The organism is Mesorhizobium marinum (assembly GCF_040813675.1).
Classification (GTDB): Bacteria; Pseudomonadota; Alphaproteobacteria; order Rhizobiales; family Rhizobiaceae; genus Mesorhizobium_K; species Mesorhizobium_K marinum.
On the sequence record NZ_JBFOCI010000002.1, the window covers coordinates 687,018 to 709,191 of the forward strand.

General features: G+C 67.0%; 20 protein-coding genes. 14 read left to right on the top strand and 6 right to left on the bottom strand.

Translation table 11 applies throughout. From position 1 onward, the window contains the following. Positions 1 to 16: 16 nt before the first annotated feature. Positions 17 to 1,306 carry an MFS transporter gene (locus tag ABUE31_RS08890; protein WP_367723172.1) on the top strand — a complete coding sequence of 430 codons (1,290 nt, stop codon included), beginning with the start codon at positions 17 to 19 and terminating at the stop codon, positions 1,304 to 1,306. Between the two features lie 4 nt (positions 1,307 to 1,310). Here ABUE31_RS08890 and ABUE31_RS08895 read toward each other — a convergent pair whose 3' ends face one another. After that, positions 1,311 to 2,165 carry a mechanosensitive ion channel family protein gene (locus tag ABUE31_RS08895; RefSeq protein WP_367723173.1) on the bottom strand — a complete coding sequence of 285 codons (855 nt, stop codon included), beginning with the start codon at positions 2,163 to 2,165 and terminating at the stop codon, positions 1,311 to 1,313. 187 nt (positions 2,166 to 2,352) lie between these two features. On the opposite strand from ABUE31_RS08895, the gene rsfS reads away from it, so the two are divergent. From rsfS to ABUE31_RS08950, 11 genes are all read left to right on the top strand, one after another. Then, complete coding sequence (gene rsfS / locus ABUE31_RS08900) at positions 2,353 to 2,730, top strand: ribosome silencing factor (protein WP_367723602.1); 378 nt, start codon at positions 2,353 to 2,355, stop codon at positions 2,728 to 2,730. 56 nt (positions 2,731 to 2,786) lie between these two features. Continuing rightward, positions 2,787 to 3,269, top strand: coding sequence for a 23S rRNA (pseudouridine(1915)-N(3))-methyltransferase RlmH (gene rlmH / locus ABUE31_RS08905; RefSeq protein ID WP_367723174.1), 483 nt, complete (start codon positions 2,787 to 2,789; stop codon positions 3,267 to 3,269). Positions 3,270 to 3,402: 133 nt separating this feature from the next. Continuing rightward, a complete protein-coding gene (locus tag ABUE31_RS08910; protein WP_367723175.1) occupies positions 3,403 to 4,683 on the top strand; it encodes a murein hydrolase activator EnvC family protein in 1,281 nt (426 codons plus the stop codon). Then, positions 4,673 to 5,998, top strand: coding sequence for a S41 family peptidase (locus ABUE31_RS08915; protein WP_367723176.1), 1,326 nt, complete (start codon positions 4,673 to 4,675; stop codon positions 5,996 to 5,998). Before ABUE31_RS08910 ends, ABUE31_RS08915 begins: the two co-directional genes overlap by 11 nt. 97 nt (positions 5,999 to 6,095) lie before the next feature. After that, positions 6,096 to 7,244: a divergent polysaccharide deacetylase family protein gene (locus ABUE31_RS08920; RefSeq protein ID WP_367723177.1), complete on the top strand. Its 1,149-nt coding sequence runs from the start codon at positions 6,096 to 6,098 to the stop codon at positions 7,242 to 7,244. A gap of 1 nt (position 7,245) precedes the next feature. Further along, positions 7,246 to 7,767 (top strand): RNA pyrophosphohydrolase, encoded by a 522-nt coding sequence (locus ABUE31_RS08925; protein ID WP_367723178.1) that lies wholly within the window; start codon positions 7,246 to 7,248, stop codon positions 7,765 to 7,767. A gap of 87 nt (positions 7,768 to 7,854) precedes the next feature. Continuing rightward, complete coding sequence (gene alr / locus ABUE31_RS08930; protein WP_367723179.1) at positions 7,855 to 8,973, top strand: alanine racemase; 1,119 nt, start codon at positions 7,855 to 7,857, stop codon at positions 8,971 to 8,973. 10 nt (positions 8,974 to 8,983) lie between these two features. Next, complete coding sequence (locus tag ABUE31_RS08935) at positions 8,984 to 10,243, top strand: D-amino acid dehydrogenase (protein WP_367723180.1); 1,260 nt, start codon at positions 8,984 to 8,986, stop codon at positions 10,241 to 10,243. An 87-nt stretch (positions 10,244 to 10,330) separates the two neighbouring features. After that, entirely contained in the window at positions 10,331 to 10,774 is a 444-nt protein-coding gene (locus ABUE31_RS08940; protein ID WP_367723181.1) for a hypothetical protein, read from the top strand. A 181-nt stretch (positions 10,775 to 10,955) separates the two neighbouring features. After that, positions 10,956 to 12,209, top strand: coding sequence for a flavodoxin-dependent (E)-4-hydroxy-3-methylbut-2-enyl-diphosphate synthase (gene ispG / locus ABUE31_RS08945; protein WP_367723182.1), 1,254 nt, complete (start codon positions 10,956 to 10,958; stop codon positions 12,207 to 12,209). 40 nt (positions 12,210 to 12,249) lie between these two features. Beyond that, complete coding sequence (locus tag ABUE31_RS08950; protein WP_367723183.1) at positions 12,250 to 13,077, top strand: SPOR domain-containing protein; 828 nt, start codon at positions 12,250 to 12,252, stop codon at positions 13,075 to 13,077. Between the two features lies 1 nt (position 13,078). On the opposite strand, the gene ABUE31_RS08955 is transcribed toward ABUE31_RS08950, so the two are convergent. Next, positions 13,079 to 15,400 carry a response regulator gene (locus ABUE31_RS08955; protein WP_437344092.1) on the bottom strand — a complete coding sequence of 774 codons (2,322 nt, stop codon included), beginning with the start codon at positions 15,398 to 15,400 and terminating at the stop codon, positions 13,079 to 13,081. Between the two features lie 79 nt (positions 15,401 to 15,479). Continuing rightward, positions 15,480 to 16,391: a polyprenyl synthetase family protein gene (locus ABUE31_RS08960; protein ID WP_367723185.1), complete on the bottom strand. Its 912-nt coding sequence runs from the start codon at positions 16,389 to 16,391 to the stop codon at positions 15,480 to 15,482. A gap of 153 nt (positions 16,392 to 16,544) precedes the next feature. Between ABUE31_RS08960 and ABUE31_RS08965 the strand changes: the two genes are divergently transcribed. Next, a complete protein-coding gene (locus ABUE31_RS08965; RefSeq protein ID WP_367723186.1) occupies positions 16,545 to 17,255 on the top strand; it encodes a transglycosylase domain-containing protein in 711 nt (236 codons plus the stop codon). Between the two features lie 146 nt (positions 17,256 to 17,401). Continuing rightward, positions 17,402 to 17,584, top strand: a complete 183-nt coding sequence (rpmF, locus tag ABUE31_RS08970) for a 50S ribosomal protein L32 (protein ID WP_367723187.1) — start codon at positions 17,402 to 17,404, stop codon at positions 17,582 to 17,584. Between the two features lie 79 nt (positions 17,585 to 17,663). On the opposite strand, the gene ftsH is transcribed toward rpmF, so the two are convergent. The 3 genes from ftsH to ybgF all read right to left on the bottom strand — a co-directional run bounded on the left by ftsH (position 17,664) and on the right by ybgF (position 22,113). Continuing rightward, a complete protein-coding gene (gene ftsH / locus ABUE31_RS08975; RefSeq protein WP_367723188.1) occupies positions 17,664 to 19,604 on the bottom strand; it encodes an ATP-dependent zinc metalloprotease FtsH in 1,941 nt (646 codons plus the stop codon). Positions 19,605 to 19,711: 107 nt separating this feature from the next. Then, positions 19,712 to 21,013 (bottom strand): tRNA lysidine(34) synthetase TilS, encoded by a 1,302-nt coding sequence (tilS, locus tag ABUE31_RS08980; RefSeq protein ID WP_367723189.1) that lies wholly within the window; start codon positions 21,011 to 21,013, stop codon positions 19,712 to 19,714. After that, the gene (ybgF, locus tag ABUE31_RS08985; protein WP_367723603.1) at positions 21,007 to 22,113 is read right to left on the bottom strand and encodes a tol-pal system protein YbgF; all 1,107 of its coding nucleotides are present in this window, start codon (positions 22,111 to 22,113) and stop codon (positions 21,007 to 21,009) included. Before ybgF ends, tilS begins: the two co-directional genes overlap by 7 nt. Positions 22,114 to 22,174 lie beyond the last annotated feature (61 nt).

Consider the following 22,174-nt stretch of genomic DNA (forward strand, 5'->3'; position numbering starts at 1 on the left):
CTGGCAATCTCGCGGCATGGACGCTCAACCCCAGCCCGTCTCGCACGATCCCGGAGCGGCTCGACAGCCGCCGCCGATCGTCGCGGTCGGCTCGGTCATCCTGTCGCTTGCGCTGGTCGCCATCGGCAACGGGCTGATGTTCGCCTACATCCCGGTCAAGCTCGGCGCCGAGGGGTTCGCGCCGACCTGGGCCGGCGGCATCCTCACCGGACTGTCGGCCGGCGGCATCGCCGGCTGCCTGCTGACCGGCGCGCTGGTGCGCCGCATCGGCCACGCCCGGGCCTACATGGTGCTTTCGGCGCTCATCGTGCTCTCCAACGCCGGCGTCGCTGCCGGCGTGCACCCGGTCCTCTGGATCGCCGCCCGCGCGCTCTACGGCTTCGCCATCTGCGCCATGTTCATCGTCGCCCAGAGCTGGCTGAACGACCAGGTCGACAATTCCATACGCGGCCGCATCATGGCGGTCTTCTATGTCAGCTATGTCGTCGGGCTCGGCATCGGTTCGCTGCTGCTGGCCGCGGTCGAGATCGATTCGATGCAGGCCCCGCTCGTCGGTATCGTGTTCACCGCCCTGTCGATGCTGCCGGTCGGCATGACGCGACTTGCCCAGCCGCCGGCGCCCGAGGCCGCTTCGGTCGCGCTCAGGCGGGCCTGGAGCATCTCTCCGGTCGGCATCGTCGGCATGTTCGCCGTGGGCGGGCTTTCGATGATGATCGCGGGATTCACGCCGATCCACGCCACGGCAAAGGGTTTCTCCCAGCAGCAGGTTGCCACGCTGCTGTTCGCGCTGCCGCTCGGGACGCTGCTGTTCCAGATTCCGTTCGGATGGATCTCCGACCGCACCGATCGCCGCTATGTGCTGATCGCCGCATCACTGCTGGTCGTGATTGCCGGCGTCGCGGCCGCGCGCTTCGACACCGCGACCCTGACCGTCATCCTCGTCATCTACATCGTCTGGAGCGGCGCCTCGGAATCGATCTATTCGCTGTCGTCAGCCCATGCCAACGACCGCGCCTCGAAGGCCGATCTCGTCGAACTCGCGTCCACCATGCTGTTTGCCTGGTCCATCTCCGGCTTCATCGTGCCGGCGCTCGGGACCCTGCTGACGGCCACCTTCGGTACGCAGTCCTTCATCTATGTGGCGATCGCGATCGCCGCGTCCTTCGCCGCCTTCGTCGTCTGGCGGGTGGTTGCGGCAAGGCCGGTGCCGAGCGCGGATACCGGCGCCTTCGCGCCGATGACCGCGCAGGCGCCGCTCCCCGTTGACCTGGCGTTCCAGCCCGAGGACGAGCAGCGGCAGCCCTGACCGCCTATGGCTGCGGCGCGCCGTTCCGGTAGGTGACCTCCTGTTGCGGGAAGGGGATCGAGATGCCTTTCCCGTCGAAGGCGAGCTTGCCGGCTTTGGTCAGGTCGAGCTTCGTGGCCAGGAAGTCCTTGTCGCTGGTCCAGTAGCGCAAGGTGATGGAAACGGCGCTGTCGCCGAGTTCGCTGACGAAGGCGGCCGGCGCGGGGTCGGTGCTAACCCGGCCATCGGCGCGGGCGAGCCCGAGCAGTGTTTCCACGGCAAGCTCGATGTCGTCGTCATAACCGATGCCGATCGTCAGGTCGTTGCGGCGCACGCCGTTGCGGTTCAGGTTGCGTATCGGCTCGTTCCAGAGATTGGAGTTGGGCGCCAGGACATAGGTGCCGTCAATCGCCCGCAACCGGGTGGCGAACAGGCCGATCTCCTCGACCGTGCCGTCTATCCCGTTGACCTCGATGTACTCGCCGATGCGGAAAGGCCTGAGGAAAAGCAGCATCAACCCGGCCGCGATGTTCTGCAGCGTCCCCTGCAGCGCCAGGCCGATCGCCAACCCGACGGCGCCGATCGCGGCGATGATCGAAGCGGTCTGGACGCCGAACTGGCCGAGCACCATGACCATGACCAGCACGAGCACGGCGTAGCGGGCGGACGTCGACAGGAAACGGGCGAGCGTGGCGTCGAAGCCGCGCACGCCGCTCAGCGCGGCGTAGAGCGACCGCTGCACGAATCCCGCGATCAGCCAGCCGGCGATCAGCAGGAGGATCGCGCCCAGCACCGAGAAGGCGTAGGAAACGACGAGCCCGCTCAGTTGGGTCGCGCCATCCTGAACGGCTACCCAGGCGTCTTGGGGGTCGAGATTCATCGGCATTTTCCTCCTTGGTACGGTAGACTTAATCCTTGCCGCCATGATGCGTTCCGAAGCTGGCGGGCGTCTTGAAACTGCAACCTAACTCTGCCTATCTTTGGTGTGCCGGCTGATTTGCGCCGGCGGTTGTTCCATTGTGAAAGGAAAGACACTGAGAACAGCGCTTCGGAAGAAGGCGGACATCCTGCCTTCGCCGGCCGGGCTAAGCGGAAGTGATGCTTCGTCCAGGGCCTTAGAAACTGTCCTTGCCAGTCTGGAAGACTCCAAGGCCGAAAACATCGTCTCGATCGACATTCAGGGCAAGTCCAGTCTCGGCGACCACATGGTCGTCGCGTCGGGTCGTTCGCACCGCCATGTCGCAGCCGTCGCCGATCAGCTCCTCAAGGCGTTGAAGGACGGGGGCTTCGGCCAGGCGCGCGTCGAAGGGCTCTCCGGGGCCGACTGGGTCCTGATCGACGCCGGCGATGTGATCGTGCACGTCTTCCGCCCGGAAATCCGTGAGTTCTACAACATCGAGAAGATGTGGCAGGCTCCAGATCTGGAAGAAGAGACGATCCACTAGGAGAGTCTCGACCGGCGCCCGACCGGGATTGGACGCCCGGACGGGCCGGAGGACGAATGAAGATCTCGGTATTTGCCGTGGGCCGCATGAAGGCTGGCCCCGAGAAGGAACTTGCCGACCGGTATTTCGACCGCTTCTCGAAAAGCGGACCGGCAATCGGCCTTGAGCTTGCGGGTGTTGTCGAGACGCCCGAAAGCCGCGCGCAGGGCGCGGCCGACCGCAAGCGCGAGGAAGCTGACCGGCTGAAGCAGCATCTGGCGACCGGCGCGGCGCTGATCCTGCTCGACGAACGCGGCAAGAGCATCGCCTCGGAAGATTTTGCCGGGCGCATCGCCGACATGCGCGACGGTGGGCGGCGTTCGCTGGTTGTCGCCATCGGCGGACCCGACGGCCATGACCCGTCTCTGCGCGAAGCCGCCGATTTCGTCATGTCGTTCGGCGCGCAGACCTGGCCGCACCAGATGGTGCGCATCATGCTCGGCGAACAGCTCTACCGCGCAGCGACGATCCTGTCGGGTCATCCCTACCACCGCGCTTGAGGCGCCACGGCGAGCAGATGGTTGATTCTTCCTTAACGACCTCCCGGTAGGCTTGCGGATGATCGCCAGCGGGACTTCGAATCGTATGACGACATCTGGCGGGATTTGGGCCTGCCCCCGGCGCCTTGTCGCGATGGCCGCGCTGAGTGCTGCGGTGCTGGCAGCCGGCTTCGGCGGCGCGCTGGCCCAGGGCACCGATCTCGAATGGCGCGAAATGAACCGGTCGCGCGCCGAATACGATCGCGTCGAGCGCGAGATCACCCTTTCGGAGGAGCGGCGCGCCTCACTCGCCGCCGAGATCGCAAAGGTGCGGAAGGACAGCGCGTCGATCACCGCCGCGCTCATCCAGTCGGCCAAGACCGAACGCAAGCTCAGCCAGGACATCGAGGACATCACCGACCGCGTCGAGGCGCTGAGGGCGCAGGAAGACGGTATCCGCCAGTCGCTTGCCGGGCGGCGGGAGGTGCTGGCCGAGGTGCTGGGCGCGCTGCAGCGCATGGGCCTCAACCCGCCGCCCGCCATCCTGGTCACGCCGGAGGACGCCCTGGCGTCCGTGCGAAGCGCCATCATGCTGGGTGCGGTCGTTCCAGGCCTGCGCCACGAGACCGAGGCGCTGGTCGCCGACCTGACCGAGCTGTCGCGCATCGCAGCGTCGATCGAAGACGAACGCGGACGGTTGACCGCCGCCTTCTCCGAGCAGCTTGCGGAAAAGAAGCGGCTCGAACTGCTCGTCGCGGAAAAGCAGCGGCTGCGTACGGAACACGAAACAGCGCTGGACGCCGAGCAGAAGCGCTCGGAAGACCTCGCGGGCAAGGCCAGGAGCCTGAAAGACCTGATCGCGGCCCTGGAAACACAGGCGGAGGAATCGGCAAAGGCGCGCGCGGCGGAAGCCGAGCGTCGCAAGCGCAGCGACGAGCTTGCGGCGCTGCCCATTCCTGAGGTGAACCAGCTGGCGCCCGCGGCGGCATTTTCCGCCCTGCGCGGCAAAATCGCCTGGCCGGCGGCCGGCAAGTTCGCCCGCCGATTCGGCGACAAGGACGGTAACGGCGGCGTGATGCAGGGCGACACGCTTGCGACACAATCGGGAGCAATCGTCACGGCGCCGTCTGACGGAAGCGTACTGTATGCGGGGCCGTTCCGTTCTTATGGACAACTCTTGATCCTGAATGCCGGCGATGGCTATCATGTCGTGCTGGCCGGGATGAGCAGAATCAGCGTCGTGTCGGGTCAATCCGTTCTGGCGGGCGAACCGATAGGGGCGATGGGCGAGGCCAGGGTCGCGGGCGCCTCGGCCGAGACCCTTGGAAATGCCGTGCCGGAACTTTACGTTGAGTTCCGCAAGGATGGGAAACCCGTCGATCCGGCTCCTTGGTGGATGGACCGGCAGTCTGGAAGGACAGGAAATGGTACGTAAATTGTCGCTTCTGTTCGCGGGCGCCCTGATGGGGGCCTCGGCCATGAGCCTTGTCTACGGGGCGCCAAGTTCAACGGCCAACGCAGCGGGTTCGGAAACCTACAAGCAGCTCGCCATCTTCGGCGACATCTTCGAGCGCGTCCGGGCGCAGTATGTGACGCCACCCGACGAGAAGGCGCTGGTCGAGAACGCCATCAACGGCATGCTGACCTCGCTCGATCCCCATTCGTCCTACATGAACGCCGAAGCCGCGAAGGACATGCGTGTCCAGACCAAGGGCGAGTTCGGCGGCCTCGGCATCGAAGTCACCATGGAGAACGAACTTGTCAAGGTGATCACGCCGATCGACGACACGCCTGCCGCCAAGGCCGGAGTGCGCGCCGGCGACTACATCTCCGAGATCGACGGTGAGGAAGTGCGTGGCCTCAGCCTAAACGACGCGGTCGAGAAGATGCGCGGCCTGGTCAACACGCCGATCAAGCTCACCATCCTGCGCGAAGGCGCCGACAAACCGGTCGAGATCACCGTCGTGCGCGACATCATCAAGGTGAAGGCCGTGAAGTACCGCGTCGAGGAAGACGTCGGCTACATCAAGATCACCTCCTTCACCGAGAAGACCTACGACGACCTCGAGGAAGCCATCGGCAAGATCAAGGATCAGATCCCCGCCGACAAGCTGAAGGGCTACGTGCTCGACCTGCGCCTCAATCCAGGCGGGCTTCTCGACCAGGCCGTCAGCGTCTCCGACACCTTCCTGGACCGCGGCGAGATCGTCTCGACGCGCGGGCGCGACCCCAAGGACATTTCCCGCTTCGACGCCCGCCCCGGGGACGATATCGACGGCAAGCCGCTGATCGTGCTGGTCAACGGCGGCTCGGCGAGCGCTTCGGAGATCGTCGCCGGCGCGCTGCAGGACCATCGCCGCGCGACCGTGGTCGGCACGACCTCGTTCGGCAAGGGATCGGTCCAGACCATCATTCCGCTGTCAGAGAACGGTGCGCTCAGGCTGACGACCGCGCTCTACTACACGCCCGCCGGCAAATCGATCCAGGGCAAGGGCATCGCGCCCGACATCAAGGTCGAGCAACCGCTTCCGGAAGATCTGGAAGGTCGCGACGTGACCCGCGGAGAATCGGATCTGAGAGGCCACATCAAGGGCGTCGAGGAGGACGACGAAGGTTCGGGCTCGGCCGCCTATGTGCCGCCGGACCCGAAGGACGACGTCCAGCTCGCCCTGGCGCTCGATCTCCTGCGTGGCGTCAAGTCCGACCCGGCCTTCCCGCCGAATCCGGACCGGGCCGTGATGAATCAGTAGGCCTTCGGGCCTCGGGTATCGCGTGAATGCGTCGCTGCCGGGATCGAGAGGTCCCGGCAGTTTGATTCGAAGGGATCTCCCAGCGACGGACCGCCGCATGACGCAGGTAACCCACGACATCGAACGCCCGCTCGGCCGCGACAATCGTCCGGAGGGCCCGCGGCGGCGCCTTTTGCCTCCGGCGCGCTCGCTCGCCGTCGGCGCGTGCGCAATCGCGATCCTCGCCGTCTCCGGCGCCGTCGCCCTGCGCGAGCGGCCCTTCCGCAATCCGGCCGTGACGGTGGTCTCGACCCCGCAGGAGACACCCGGCGTGGCCGAGGCCGCACCGGCGGCTGGCGCGGCGAAGGACGGGCCGTCGATCATCCGGGTCGACCCGAACGACGCCGGCAAGGGCAGCGGCGTGATCGTCATTCGCGACCCTTCGGCGGTGGGGCAGGACCTCAGGGTGGCGCATCTTCCCGATCCGGCACTTGTCGAGGAAAGCAGCACAGGCCCGCTGCCGATGCGCGCTGCCGACGGAAGACGCCCCGTAGACGTCTATGCGCGTCCCTGGTCGGGCGCGCGCGGCGCGCGCGTGGCGATCGTCATCGGCGGGCTGGCCGTGTCGCAGACAGGCACGCAGGCCGCAATCGAGAAACTGCCGGCCGAGGTGACGCTCGCCTTCGCGTCACAGGGCAATTCCATCGGACGGTGGATGCAGGCGGCGCGCCGCAAGGGCCACGAGATCCTGATCCAGGCCCCGCTTGAGCCGTTCGACTATCCGAACGTCGATCCCGGCAGGAACACGCTCACGCTCGACGCCTCGGCCGAGGAGAATGTCGATAGGCTGCACTGGACCCTGTCCCGTACCACCAACTACACCGGCGTGATGAACTACATGGGCGCACGCTTCGTGGCGGACGTCGATGCGATGCGGCCTTTCATGGCCGAGCTCGGCAAGCGCGGCCTGCTCTACCTCGACGACGGCACGACCGCGAGGAGCGTCGCGCCCGACCTGGCGCTGGCCGACCGCGTGCCCTTTGCGTCAGGCGATACGATCATCGACGCCGATCGCGATAGAGGCTCCATCCTGAAGAAGCTCGACCAGCTCGAAGCGACCGCGCGGGCCAAGGGCTTCGCCCTCGGCACGGGTTCGGCCTTCGACATCACGGTCGACGCCGTCACCTCATGGGTGGCGGAAGCGAGGAAGCGCGGCATCGAGATCGTGCCCGTCTCGGCCGTCACCATCGATCCGGAGAAAGGTTGAAATGGCAAGGAAGGCGCCCGTCGATCCAGAATCGCTTCCCTACCGGCGATGCGTCGGGATCATGGTGCTGAATCGAGACGGACTCGTCTGGATCGGCCACCGTATCTCTGAGCCGGACGGCGAGATGGCCGGCTCGGCGCGGCTTTGGCAGATGCCCCAGGGCGGCATCGACAAGGGCGAGGAACCGCTGGCCGCGGCCAGGCGGGAACTCTACGAAGAGACAGGCATGGAGAGCATCGAGCTGGTGGCCGAAGCGCCGCGCTGGATCAACTACGACCTGCCCTCGCATCTGGTGGGCACGGTGTGGAAGGGAAAGTACCGGGGCCAGATGCAGAAATGGTTCGCCTTCCGGTTCGTCGGCGATACCAGCGAGGTCCGCGTGAACCCGCCGCCCGGCGGCCACACGGCCGAGTTCGACGGCTGGGACTGGCGACGGATGAACGAACTGCCCGATCTCGTCGTTCCGTTCAAGCGAGCCGTCTACGACGAGGTCGTGTCGATGTTCCGCCACCTGGCGGGGTGACGCCTGGTCGACCCGGCGGCCCCGGCCGTCCGGTTGCAAGGCATGGCATCCGGACGTAGTGAGGGTCGACATTTACCGGGCAAGACGATGCATCCTCATACCGCAGCAATCAAGCACGGCCCGAGCCTCGAGCAGGCCGGCGCTATCCTCACCATCGACCTTGCCGCGTTGCGCGAAAACTACCGGCGCTTGCGCGACCGGCTGGGCGGCGCGGCCTGCGCCGCGGTCGTCAAGGCCGATGCCTACGGGCTCGGCGCCGGGGAGGTGGCCGCGGCCCTTCGCAAGGACGGATGCGGCACCTTCTTCGTCGCCCACGCAGCGGAAGGGCTGGCGCTGCGCATGGCGCTCGGCGCCGGACCGGAGATCCTGATCCTCAACGGCATTCACCCGGGCGCCGAGGTCGATTGCGCCGAAGCCGGGCTGATCGCGGTCGCCAACAGCGCGGCGCAGCTCGCGGCCTGGCGGGAGACGGCGCGACGGCTCGGACGACGCCTGCCTGTCGCGATCCAGGGAGACACCGGCATGTCCAGGCTCGGCATGCCGCCTTCCGAGGTCGACGGGCTCGCTGCCGATGCGCTCGACGGCCTCGACCTGAAACTGGTCATGAGCCATCTCGCCTGCGCCGACGAGCCGGAAAGCCCGGCCAACGAAGCGCAGCGCGCCGCCTTCGAGGATTTTCGCCGGAAGCTGCCCCCCGCGCCTGCCTCGCTTGCGAACTCTTCAGGAATCTTCCTCGGCGGGGGATATCACTACGATCTCGCGAGGCCAGGCGCCGCGCTTTACGGCGTCAACCCGACGCCGGATCGCGCCAATCCGATGCGGCAGGTGGTTAGGCTCGAAGCCAAGGTGATCCAGACGCGCGACTTGCCTGTCGGCGTCGGCGTCGGCTACGGACACGCCTATCGCCCTATGGCTCCCCATCGAGCGGCGACCATCGCGCTCGGCTACGCCGACGGCTGGCCACGCAGGGCCGCTGCGGCTGCATTCTTCGACGGACAGCGGCTGCCGTTCGCCGGCCGCGTATCCATGGACAGCATCATCCTCGACATCTCTTCGCTCGGCCGCGATCTCCTGCCGGGCGAACTCGTCGAACTGCTCGGCGGGAACCAGACCGTCGACGATATCGCCATCCTGTCCGGCACAATCGGCTATGAGATATTGACGAGCCTCGGCCGACGCTTTCATCGTCGCTATCTGGACGGCTGAGGAGGGTGCCATGAAAGTTCTGGTGCTGGGCGCGGGTGTCGTCGGCGTCGCAGCCGCCTACTATCTCAACGAGGCGGGCCACGAGGTCACCGTCATCGACCGCCAGGTCGGGCCGGCGATGGAAACGAGCTTCGGCAACGCCGGAGAGATTTCCCCCGGCTATGCATCGCCCTGGGCCGGCCCCGGCATACCGCTCAAGGCGATCAAGTGGCTGACCATGCGGCATGGCCCGCTGGTTGTGCGGCCGCGGATGGACAAGGCGATGTGGATCTGGCTCTTCCGCATGCTGCGCAACTGCACGTCGGCCCGATACGCCCTCAACAAGGCGCGCATGGTGCCTCTCGCAGAGTACAGCCGCGACCGGCTGCGCGAGCTGCGGGCGTCGACCGGCATCAGCTACGACGAACGCAGCCAAGGCACGCTCCAGCTTTTTCGGACGCAGGCGCAGCTCGACGGGGCCGGCAAGGACATCGAGGTGCTCAGGCAGTTCGGCGTTCCGTTCGAGCTGCTCGATGCCCCGGGTTGCGTCGGCGCAGAGCCCGCCTTGTCGCGCGTCCTCGGCAAGATCGCGGGCGGGCTGCGGCTTCCCGACGACGAGACCGGCGACTGCAGGCTGTTCACCGAGCGGCTGGCGGAGATCTGCAAGCAGCGCGGCGTCACGTTCCGATACGGCTTGGAGATTGGCAGGCTGTTGCGCGATACGACGACAAACAGCCTGTCCGGGGTCAGGGTCGGTTCGGAGAAGATCAAGGCCGACGCGTATGTGATGGCGCTTGGCAGCTACTCCGCCTACTGGATGCGCAAGGCGGGCGTGCCGGTTCCGGTCTACCCGATCAAGGGCTATTCGCTGACGCTGCCGGTCGCCGATCCCGAGGCCGCTCCCGTCTCCACGATCATGGACGAAACCTACAAGGTCGCCATCACGCGACTGGGAGATCGCATTCGTGTCGGCGGAACCGCCGAGATTTCGGGCTTCGACCTGACCCTTCACGAGTCCCGCCGGGGCACGCTCGAACATTCCGTCGGCGACCTCTTCCCGGATGCCGGCGATGCGACGAAGGCAAGCTTCTGGTGCGGCCTGCGGCCGATGACCCCGGACGGCCCCCCGATCATCGGGCCGACGCGTCTCGGCAATCTGTTCGTCAACACCGGCCACGGCACCCTCGGCTGGACCATGGCCTGCGGCTCCGGCAAGGTCCTGGCTGACATCATGTCCGGCAGGCCACCCGACATCGACGTTGGCGGGCTCGGCATCGGCCGTTTCGGCTGAGCCGGTCAGCCGCTAGAATTCACGTCTGCGTGAAACCTATCGAGCTCTGGCGCGTTTGAGTGGCATCCAACAGACGGAGGAACCGCCATGGCCAATCCCGCTCGCGTACCGGACCCCCGGCATCCGGACGCACCGAATCCCGCTCCCGACGCCGATCCGTTCATCCCCGGCGCCCGCAACCCTGCGAACACGTCCGATCCCCGAATCGTGAACCGCGTCGAGACCCGCAGCGGCGGCAGCAGCGTGCTGATCGCCGCCGTTGTCCTGGTCCTCGCCGTGATCGCCTATTTCGTCTTCGCGCCAGGCTCGAACGACGCGCCGCCCGCGCCCAGCGAACCGGCGGTCACGACGACCGAGCCGGCCGCACCGGCACCCGACGCATCCGCGCCGGCAGCGCCCGAGGCTACGGCACCGGCCGATTCGGCTACGCCCGCTCCGGAAGCAACGGCGCCTGCAGAGCCTGCAACACCCGCGCCTGAATCGTCGGCTCCGGCTGAATCGGCCCCGGCCGAGCCCGTACCGGCTCAGTAGCGGAAGGCTTGGACGGCGAATGACCCGCAGCCGCGGGTCACTCGCCGCATCGACATTCGCGTTGTGGATGCGCGCAAGCAGGCCGCCTCGGCGGACCCGCAGCGCGCATCTTCCGCATTGCGGGCATTGACATCGCAGGTCCGCTCCTCCACCTCATGGCCGAACCTTTCAAGGGGCCGGCATGACCGGGTACTATTCCTCTCCCTTCTCCCGACGCCATAGCGTGGGCGTCGATGTCGGCGGTGTCTTGGTCGGCGGCGGTGCGCCGGTGGTCGTCCAGTCGATGACCAACACCGACACGGCGGACATCGACCAGACGGTCGCCCAGGTTGCAGCGCTGGCCAGGGCCGGGTCGGAGATCGTTCGCATCACGGTCGACCGCGACGAGTCGGCGGCAGCGGTGCCGCGGATCCGCGAGCGGCTTGACCGGCTCGGCATCGACGTGCCGCTGGTCGGCGACTTCCACTATATTGGCCATCAGCTGCTGGCCGATCACCCCGGCTGCGCCGAAGCCTTGGCCAAGTACCGGATCAACCCCGGCAATGTCGGCTTCAAGGAAAAGAAGGACCGGCAGTTCGGCGAGATCGTCGAGATGGCGATCCGCTATGGCAAGCCGGTCCGCATCGGCGTCAACTGGGGATCGCTCGACCAGGCGCTTCTGACCCGGCTGATGGACGAGAACCAGGAACGGGGCTCGCCGCTGACCGCGGTCCAGGTCATGCACGAGGCAATCGTTCAGTCGGCGCTGCTCTCGGCCGAGATGGCCGAGCAGATCGGCCTGCCGCGCGACCGCATCATCCTGTCCGCCAAGGTCAGCGGCGTGCAGGATCTCGTGGCCGTCTACACCGAACTGGCGCGCCGCTCCGACCATTCCCTGCATCTCGGCCTGACTGAGGCCGGCATGGGATCGAAAGGCATCGTCGCCTCATCGGCGGCCATTGGCATCCTGCTGCAGCAGGGCATCGGCGACACAATCCGCATCTCCTTGACGCCCGAGCCAGGCGGCGACAGGACGCGCGAGGTCCAGGTCGCCCAGGAACTCCTGCAGACCATGGGCTTTCGCCAGTTCGTGCCGATCGTCGCCGCCTGTCCCGGCTGCGGCCGCACCACCTCGACGGTGTTCCAGGAACTGGCCCAGAACATCCAGGAGGACATCCGCAGGAACATGCCGGTCTGGCGCGAGAAATATCCCGGCGTCGAGGAACTGAAAGTCGCCGTCATGGGCTGCATCGTCAACGGACCCGGCGAATCGAAGCACGCCGATATCGGCATCTCGCTTCCAGGCACCGGCGAAACTCCGACCGCCCCGGTGTTCATCGACGGCAGGAAGGCGGCGACCCTGCGCGGCCCCGCCATTGCCGACGAGTTCCAGAAGATGGTCGCCGACTACATCGAGCGCCGCTTCGGCGGAGGCGGCAGGGCGGCCGCGGAATAGAATGAGGCCGGTCCGGCGGCTGGCGGTCCACGTGATTGGCATGGCGTTCGCCGCCCTCGCGCCTCACCCCCCGGCGATCGCCGATCCGCCCGGCCGGTCGCTGCCCGTCACCATCGGACGCATCTGCGCGATCATCGAGCGCGAGGCCGACAGGAACGCCATCCCGCGCGACTTCTTCGCCAGGCTGATCTTCAAGGAGAGCCGGTTTGATCCGAATGCGGTGAGCCCGGCAGGCGCCGAGGGCATCGCCCAGTTCATGCCGGGAACCGCTGCGATGCGCGGCCTCGACGACAGTTTCGACATCGCCAAGGCGCTGCCGGCGTCGGCGAGGTATCTCGGCGAGCTCAAGACCGCCTTCGGCAACCTCGGCCTTGCCGCCGCCGCCTACAACGCCGGCGAAGCCAGAGTCACACGCTGGCTGACCTCCGGCGGCTTCCTGCCGCTCGAAACCGAGAACTACGTGCTCGACATCATGGGCGAGCCGGCCGATCTGTTCACCGATGCCAACTATGCCGGGACCGTGCAGCCGCTGCATCCGACCCTGGCCTTCGGCAAGGCCTGCCGCACTCTTCCGGTGACCATGAGCGCCGTCGTTGCCATGTCCACCGTGCATATCAAGCCGTGGGGGGTTCAGGTCGCCGGCAACATTCGCCGCGCCATCGCCATCCGCCAATGGCAGCGCGTCAAGGCGCGCTTCCCTGCGCTTCTTGCCGGCCACGAGCCGGCGGTCAGTCGTGTTCGGTCGGCCTTCGTGCCGCGCGGCATCTATGCCGTGCGCATCGGCGCCGCCTCCCGCAAGGAGGCCGACGCGATCTGCGACAGGCTGCGGCGTGCCGGCGGTGCGTGCGTGGTGCTGAAGAACCGGTAGTCTAGGCCGTCTTCGCCATTTCAGTCTCGGCAAGCCACGTGCCGATCTTCGCGCCCAGGCGGTCGGGCGAGACGGGTTTCGGAAGATAGTCGTCCATGCCCGCTTCGAGGCACCTAGCGCTGTCGCCCTTGAGTGCATGGGCGGTGACCCCGATGATCGGAGTCCGCACACCGGTGGCGGCCTCCGCCGCGCGGATAGCCTCGGTCGCCTCGAACCCGTTCATTTCGGGCATCGAGACGTCCATGAGGACAAGGCGCGGCTTCAGCGCGCGGAACATCTCGACGGCAGTGCGGCCGTTGCCGGCGATACGATAGCTCAAGCCGAGACCCGACAGGATCTGCGAAAACACAAGCTGATTCACCTCATTGTCTTCGGCGACCAGGACGTCGAGCGGGGTAGCCGCCTTCGCGGCGTCCTCGGCTCCGGCCAACGCGACGACGCGTGGCGCCTCGACAGCTACAGCCGTATCATTGGCCTCGCGGGTGAATTCCGCGCGCGCGGACTGGTTGCCGGCTTTCTGGAGCGCGGCGACGACGGTGCCGAGCAGCGCCGCGGATCGGGCCGGCTTGGTCAGGTGAGCCGCAATGCCGTAGTCGAGAACAAGACGGGCAAAGTCGACCTGGTCGACGGATGTCAGCAGCACGATCGGGATCGACGCTGTCCTGGCGTCGGAGCACATCGCCTTGGCCACGTCGGCGCCGTTCATCCCGGGCATCTGGTAGTCGAGGATCACGCAATCGACGGGAGCGCCAAGCTGCGCTGCGCGGTCGAGGAAGGCGAGGCCGATTGCGCCCGATTCGGCGGCCGCACAGTCGAATCCCCAGCTGCGCAACTGCTCGAGCAGGATCTCGCGGTTGACCGGGTTGTCGTCGATCACGAGGACCCGCGATCCGGTCACGTCGACCGGCACGATGGCGTCGGGAACCGCGGCATCGTGGGCCGCCATCGCGGCTGTGAACCAGAAGATCGAGCCCCGACCGACCTCGCTTTCCAGGCCGATCTTGCCGCCCATCAGGTCGACGAGCCGCGCGGCGATGGCGAGGCCGAGGCCGGTGCCCTCGTGGCGGCGCGTCGACGAGCTGTCGACCTGCGCGAACTTGTCGAAGACGCTGGGCAGCTTGTCGGCCGGGATGCCTATGCCGGTGTCCTCGACACGCACCTTGAGCTGCACGACGCCGTCGACCATGTCGCCGGACACGTCGATCAGCACATGCCCCTTTTCGGTGAACTTCACGGCATTGCCGAGCATGTTGGTGACGATCTGGCGGAACCGTCCGACATCACCGGTCACGAAGGCCGGCAGCCGCGGATCGATGCGAACGATGAGCTCGAGGTTCTTTTCGGCGACCCGCGCCGAGACCAGCGCCGCGACGTCCTCGACAGCCTCGGCCAGGCTGAACGGAGCGTTGTCGAGCGTCAGCTGGCCCGCATTGATCTTCGAGAAGTCGAGAATGTCGTTGATGATGGTGAGGAGCGCGTTGCCCGACTTTGTGATGACGTCGGTGAAGGTCTTCTGGCGCGGCGTGAGCTCGGTTCGGGCGAGAAGTTCGGCCATGCCGAGCACCCCGTTCATCGGCGTGCGGATCTCATGGCTCATGTTGGCGAGGAACTCGGACTTGGCGCGGTCCGCCGCTTCGGCCTTGAACAGCGCCTGAGCCACGTCCGAGAATGCCTGCCGGATCGCCTTCTCCATCGGGCGGAACACCCACAGCGCCACGGCGGCGAGCACGGCCAGCAGGGCGACGGTCGCCCAGGCCAGCAGCGAGTCGGTTCTCGCGTCGGCCGCCCGGCGCTCTGCTTCCAGAACGTCGCGCGCGCGCGCCAGCATCGGCTGCGCGAAGAAATCACTCTGGTTGCTGATTTCGCGGTAGGTCGAATCGTGCGGCGTTTCCGCGCTTGCGAGAACGCCGAGGTTGCGGACGATGTCACGGGCCGACCAGAACAGGTCTCCGTTGATTGACGCCGATTCAAGCTTGCGGGACGCTTCGAGCGACAGGCTTGGGCGCAGCGCGTTCAACTGACCGTCGAGGTTCTTGATCGCGCCGGTGAGGCGTTCGACATGGCCGAGGGCGGCGGCCGACAGCTCGGCGCGCGTGCCGGCCCTCCAGTTGCTGGACGCCTGGCCCGCGAATATCTCGGCGCGACGCAGGTCCTGGGTGAGATCGGCGAACTCGGTTGCGGTCGCGTCGATGCGGTGCCTGAGCGCGTTGACGCTGTTCATGGCAAAGATGATCGCGCCGCAGGTCGCGGCCAGGATGACGAGACCCGACAGATAGCGGATCCGGATCGAACGGATGAATGACGGCTGCCCGGACAAGCGCATTACCCCGAATTGCGCAGGAAGAACGCTCGGGATTAGGCTGTATTTGAATTAAGATTTCACAAATGAGAAATCGGCGTTGTCACTTGCGTCGGGTCGCGACGAAGTTCGCCGCAAGTTTAAGCGTCGACGCGGCTGCGCCATAGGGCTTCAGCAGTTCGCGCGCCTGCAGGACGAGGCCGTCCAGCTGCCGGCGGGTCCAGTCCGGGCCGTGCAGCTGCACCAATGTCGCCTTGCCGGCGGCGACGTCTTTGCCGGCGGTCTTGCCAAGGGTTGTCGTGTCCGATGTCAGGTCGAGCAGGTCGTCGGCCAGTTGGAAGGCCAGGCCGATGGCAGAGCCGAATTCCGCGAGCCGTTCGCGGTCGGCTGCGGGCGCCCCGGCGACGATGGCGCCGGCCTCGCACGCGAAGCGGATGAGCGCACCAGTCTTCATTGCCTGCAGCGTGATGATGCCGGCCTCGTCGGGTTGCGTCCGCTCGGCGTCGAGATCCAGCGCCTGGCCCCCGGCCATGCCGCCGGCGCCGGCGGCGCGCGCAAGCGCCAGCACCAGCGCCGCGCGCCTGTCGGCGGCGATCGCCGTCGCCTCGTCGGCGAGAATGTCGAAGGCCAGCGTCAGCAGGCTGTCGCCCGCCAGGATCGCCGTCGCCTCGTCATAGGCCTTGTGCACGGTCGGCTGGCCGCGGCGCAGGTCGTCATCGTCCATCGCCGGCAGGTCGTCATGGATGAGCGAATAGCAGTGCACGCATTCAAGCGCCGCGGCCACCCGCAGCGCCGCGTCCTGGTCGGCGCCAAAAAGCCCCGCGCTTTCTACGACGAGGAAGGGTCGCAGCCGCTTTCCACCGTTGAGGACGCCGTGCCGCATCGCCTGGAGCAGCCTGGCCGGCCGCGCGATCTCGCCAGGCAGGATGCGCTCGTCGAGCAGGCTGCCAAGCAGATCCTCCACGGCTCTCGCACGCATCTCCAGAATGGTTTCGAATGTGTCGGCCGCGGTCATGGTCCGACCGTTTACGACAATGCCGGGCAGGGTCAAGCAGCGACTGGCCCGGACCCCGCGTCAGGTTGCGTATCCCGGCACGCGACATTATGGCTGCATGGCAGACGGGACGAATACGTGGCCGAGACGGATTCTCAAGCAGAAGGGCCAGGAATGGCATCGAGGCGGACCGGTCGGTCCCGCGGCCGGGCACGCACCTGGCGGCGGCGGGCATTGGGGATCGCGGCGATCCTGCTCGTGCTGCCTGCGGTCCTGACGATCCTCTATGCGCCTTCTTTCGTGCACCCGGTCTCGACCCTGATGGTGAAGGACCTCGTCACCCTGCGTGGCTACGATCGGCGATGGGTGCCGCTCGAGGACGTGGCCCCGGTGCTCCTCCATTCCGTGGTCATGTCGGAAGACGGGCAATTCTGCGCGCATCGCGGCGTCGACCTCGCCGAACTCAAGGTGGTCATCGACGACGCCATGGCCGGCGAACAGCCGCGCGGCGCATCGACCATCACCATGCAGACGGTCAAGAACCTCTATCTCTGGCAGCGGCCGTTCGGAACCCTGCGGAAACTCTTCGAGCTGCCGCTCGCGGTCTATGCCGATCTCGTCCTGTCCAAGCGACGCATCATGGAGATCTACGTCAATATCGCGGAATGGGGCCCGGGCATCTACGGGATCGAGGCGGCCGCGCAACATCACTTCGGCCGCTCGGCCAAGAACCTGACGCGGCGCCAGGCGGCGCTGCTGACGGTGACCCTTCCCAATCCGATCGAGCGCGACCCGGCGCGCCCGTCGGCCGGCCTGCGTCGGCTCGCCGCCCTCATCGAGCGGCGCGCGGCGACGGCCGGCGCCTATGTCGATTGCCTGCGATAGGCGGGCGCAGCAAAAAGAATCGCCGCGGTACTGGCCAAAACGCCGCTACACGTGTATGGACACGCCACTTTCTGAAGCTATCGGCCTGATGCGTGGCCCTTTTCGCGAGGGTTGCCAAGGGCTTCGACGATTACTGGAGCACTTCCATGGCTGTGCCAAAAAGAAAAACCTCGCCGTCCAAGCGCGGCATGCGCCGGTCCGCCGATGCGCTGAAGGCCCCGACCTACATCGAGGACAAGAATTCCGGCGAGATGCGCCGTCCGCATCACATCGACCTGAAGACCGGCATGTATCGCGGCCGCCAGGTGCTGACCCCCAAGGAAGGCTGATCTTTTCAGCATTCAATGGACGTAACAAAAACCCCGGCTTCTGGCCGGGGTTTTCTTTTGGACGTCAGGTCGTGGCGTTTCAGCCCTGCGGCTGCGGCTCCATGCCGCCCTCGGGCTCCTCGTCGCCGCTCTTCTTCTTGCGGCCGCCATGGCCGGCCTTCGGCACGGCCGAGCCGCGGCTGGTCGGCGTGTCGTCGCCCATGTCGCGCGACGGCTTCTCGCCGGCCAGCAGCTGCTTGATCTCATCGCCCGACAGCGTCTCGTATTCGAGCAGGCCCTCGGCGAGTGCGATCCAGTCCTTCCGATGCTTGGTCAGCACGTCGGTGGCGGTGGTATAGGCCTCGTCGATCAGGCGCCGGACCTCGGCGTCGATCAGTTGCGCGGTCTCCTCGGAGACGTTCTGCGTGCGCGCCACCGAATGACCAAGGAAGACTTCTTCCTGGTTGTCGCCATAGGCGACGTGACCGAGCTTGTCGGAAAAGCCCCAGCGGGTGACCATGGCCCGCGCGAGCTTGGTCGCCTGGTCGATGTCGGAAGCCGCGCCGGAGGTGATGTTCTCCTTGCCGAACTTCATCTCTTCGGCGACACGCCCGCCCATCATGATCGCGAGCCGCGAGATCATGTACTTGTAGCTCATCGAATAGCGGTCGCCTTCCGGCAGCTGCATGACCATGCCGAGCGCGCGGCCGCGCGGGATGATCGTCGCCTTGTGCAGCGGATCGGCCGCCGGAACATTGAGCGCGAGGATCGCATGGCCGGACTCGTGGAACGCGGTGAGTTCCTTCTCGGCCTGGGTCATGGCGGTGGAGCGGCGCTCGGCGCCCATCATGACCTTGTCCTTGGCGTCCTCGAACTCCTGCATGGTCACCAGGCGCTTGTTGCGCCGCGCCGCCATCAGGGCCGCTTCGTTGACGAGGTTCATGAGGTCGGCGCCCGAGAAGCCGGGCGTACCGCGCGCAAGGACCTTGAGGTCGACATTGGGCGCCAGCGGAACGTTGCGCACATGCACCTTGAGGATCTTCTCGCGGCCGGTGATGTCGGGGTTCGGCACGACGACCTGACGGTCGAACCGGCCGGGCCGCAGCAGCGCGGGATCCAGCACGTCCGGACGGTTGGTCGCGGCGATCAGGATGACGCCCTCGTTTGCCTCGAACCCGTCCATCTCGACCAGTAGCTGGTTCAGCGTCTGCTCGCGCTCGTCGTTGCCGCCGCCAAGGCCGGCGCCGCGATGACGGCCGACCGCGTCGATCTCGTCGATGAAGATGATGCAGGGCGCGTTCTTCTTGGCCTGCTCGAACATGTCGCGGACACGGCTCGCGCCGACGCCGACGAACATCTCGACGAAGTCGGAGCCTGAAATGGTGAAGAACGGCACGTTCGCTTCACCCGCGACCGAGCGCGCCAGAAGCGTCTTGCCGGTACCGGGAGGGCCGACCAGAAGCACGCCGCGCGGAATCTTGCCGCCCAGCCGCTGGAACTTCTGCGGGTCGCGCAGGAACTCGACGATCTCCTCGAGATCCTCCTTGGCCTCGTCGACGCCGGCGACGTCCTGGAAGGTGACGCGACCGTGCGCTTCGGTGAGCAGCTTCGCCTTGGACTTGCCGAAGCCCATGGCCCGGCCGGAGCCCGACTGCATCTGGCGCATGAAGAATATCCAGACGCCGAGGATCAGGATCATCGGCAGCCAGCCGAGCAGGATCGAGACGATGCCGCCCGACCCGTCCGTCTCCGGGCGCGCGTTGATCGTGACGTTCTTCTCCTCGAGGCGCGTCACCAGCGTGGAATCGCCTGGCGAATAGGTCTGGAACCCGCTCGCATTGTCCGTGTAGGTGCCGGTGATGCGGTCGCCGGCGATGGTCACCGACTTGACGCGGCCGGCGTCGAGATCCGTCAGGAATTCCGAATAGGCGACCTCGCGCGAAGCGCCCCGCTGCTGCGGCGTCTGGAAGAGATTGAACAGTGCGATCAGCAGGACGGCGATAATCGCCCAGAGCGCGAGATTGCGATAATTCGGATTCATCATTGTCCCGTCGGCGCCCCAAAGCCTGCGCCCGTCAGAGGTGGAATTTCCGTGCTCCTAACATAGGGAGCACGGCCTGCATTGCCAAGCGCGACAGCCTGTCTCGGTTAAGCTTTACTCTCAATGTGTTCGCGAAATGGCGGCCCGGGAATTTCGGGCGCGCCGATCAATGCGGCGACGGCACGCGCCGCGGCGACGTCGAAGGATGGAAGGAAGCGCGCCCAGGGCGCGAGGACGGGCACCGCGCTCCAGCCGCGAGGAGGCGCGGGCCGTCCGCCGGCGGCGAGGCGTTCCAGGCTGTCCGGCGCGCCGTTGGCTCCGGGACGCGCAAAGCGGGGCGCCGCCTCCGCGCGGACCAGGCGGTAGCGTCCGTCCCAGATTCCGCCCTCCGGGGCGATGGCCGGGTCTGGAAGGTTGCGCGACTCCCGCAGGATGAAGATGCCGGTCCGCCTCCGGTCGACCAGCGCCCGCGACAGGACCCGGCGCGACGCGCCCTCGCCGGCAAGGCGCGCAAGCAGTGTCGCGGCGCGCGCATGATCCGGCAGATGCGCGGCGCCGCCGGCAACGGCCAGCAGGACGCGGAACGCCTGAAGGACGCCTTCTTGGTCCGCGTCGGCAAGAATTTCGGGCCGCAGCCGCAGGAGGCCCTGGGCAGGGCTGTCCGCATACGCCGCGACAAGCGACGCGACACGGCGGCCGATGTCTTCGCGCGCCGCCGCACCAGCCGAGGCGATGGACAGTGCCTCCGCGACCAGGGCTTCGCCATCCGGCGCAGCCAGCCTGCGCCGCACGCGCGCGCGTTCATGGCGCTGGTCCGCATTCGTCGGATCGTCGATCCAGCCTGTCCCGCGCGCCACCAGATAGGAACGCAATGCCTGCCTGCGCGCCGCGATGAGAGGCCGGGCAAACCAGAACCGGCCGTCGAAAAGCGTTGCGGGCGCCATGCCCGCCAGTCCGTACCATGCGTCGCCGTCGGCGCTTCGCGCGCGGCGCATGATGACCGTCTCCGCCTGGTCGTCGGCCGTATGGCCCGTCAGGACGAGGTCGCTTCCTTCGCGTTCGGCGGCTTCCGCCAGCAGTCGGTGGCGCGAGTCGCGCGCGGCGGCGGAGAGACCTGTCGCCGGCTTGTCGCCAGTCCATCGCAAAGTAAGGTGCTCGACGCCGATTGTCGCGCAGAAGCGCGCGACTTGGGCGGCTTCGCTGGCGGATTCGGCGCGCAGGGCATGGTCGACGGTCGCGGCGACCAGTCGGATGGCGGGCGCGTGCCGGTCGAGATGTCCCTTGAGCAGGGTGAGCAGGGCGACGGAATCACTGCCGCCGGAAACCGCCGCCAGAACGGCGCGGCGCGGGGCGAGGTCCAGTGACTGGAATGGTTGGGAAAGTTCGATGCCGAGCGGCGGCGTCAGCACGCGGCGAGTGCCTGTTCCTGCTTGACGCGGTCCTTGAGCGCAACCGAGATGTCGGGGTAGCGCTTGCCGATTTCGGCATAGGTCGCGCAGGCGACATCGCGCTGGTCGAGGCCGACGAGCGACATGCCGAGCTTCAGCAGCATGTCGGGCGCCTTCTTCGACGAAGGGTAGTCCTTGTTGGCCGCAAGGAAGACCTCGGCGGCGTCGCGGTATTTCTTCTGGGCGAGCAGCGCCTCGCCGAGCCAGAAGTTCGCGTCCGCCGCCTTCTGGTCGGACGGGAACCGTTCGATATGGTCGCGGAATCCCTTCTCGGCCGTGTCGTAGTCGCCCGAGAGGATGAACTCGTAGGAATTGCGGTAGAGTTCATCGGGGTCGTCGGTCGCCGGCAGCGCTGCAACCCTGGTTTCGTCCAGGCCCTGGCCTGCCGGCTTGTTGGGAACGGCCTGCCGCACCGGCGCCTGTTGCGCACCCACGGCCACGCCTGGCAGCGGCTCCGTCGGCTGCTCCGCCACGCTGCCGCCGGTCACATTGCCTTTTTCGTCGAACGTGATCGTCCCGAAGGTCTGCGGCGGCTCGCCCGCCCCGGCCGGCGCGCCGCCGGTGCCCGGATTCAGGCCGGCGGGATCGCCGGTGCCGTTGTCGACGAGGATTTCCGGTTCCGCCGGAGTCTCGGCGGGGGCCGCTTCCGCCGGAGCCTGGCGCGCTGGGGCCGATGCGACGGTCTTGCCCGCAGGCGCGCCCGCGTCGGTGCGCTTCCCTTCGAGCTCCTGGAACCGGAACTCGTTGTCCTCCTGCATCTTGCGCATCTGTTCCTGCATCTGCAGGATCTGGAAGTTCAGCTCCTCGATCGTGCCGGACAACGAGCGCACCTGCTCTTCGAGCGCGGTGATCCGGGGATCGCCGGCCTGGGCGACCTTGAAGGAACCCGTATCGTCCTTGCTGCGGAACACGGCAGGAAGCTTGAACTTCGGCAACGGCAGGCCGCCGTCGAAGGCCATCGTCGGGGCGCTTGGCGCCTCGGCACGGCCGTCTGCCCTGACGCTGGCGCCGGACATCAGGAGAAATGCGAGCGTACCGCTCAGGATCAGTCTGAAATACATGGGCGTCTCGATGCTGGAAGGATCTGCTCTCATGCGCATTCCCGCAGTTTCAGGCGCGCGT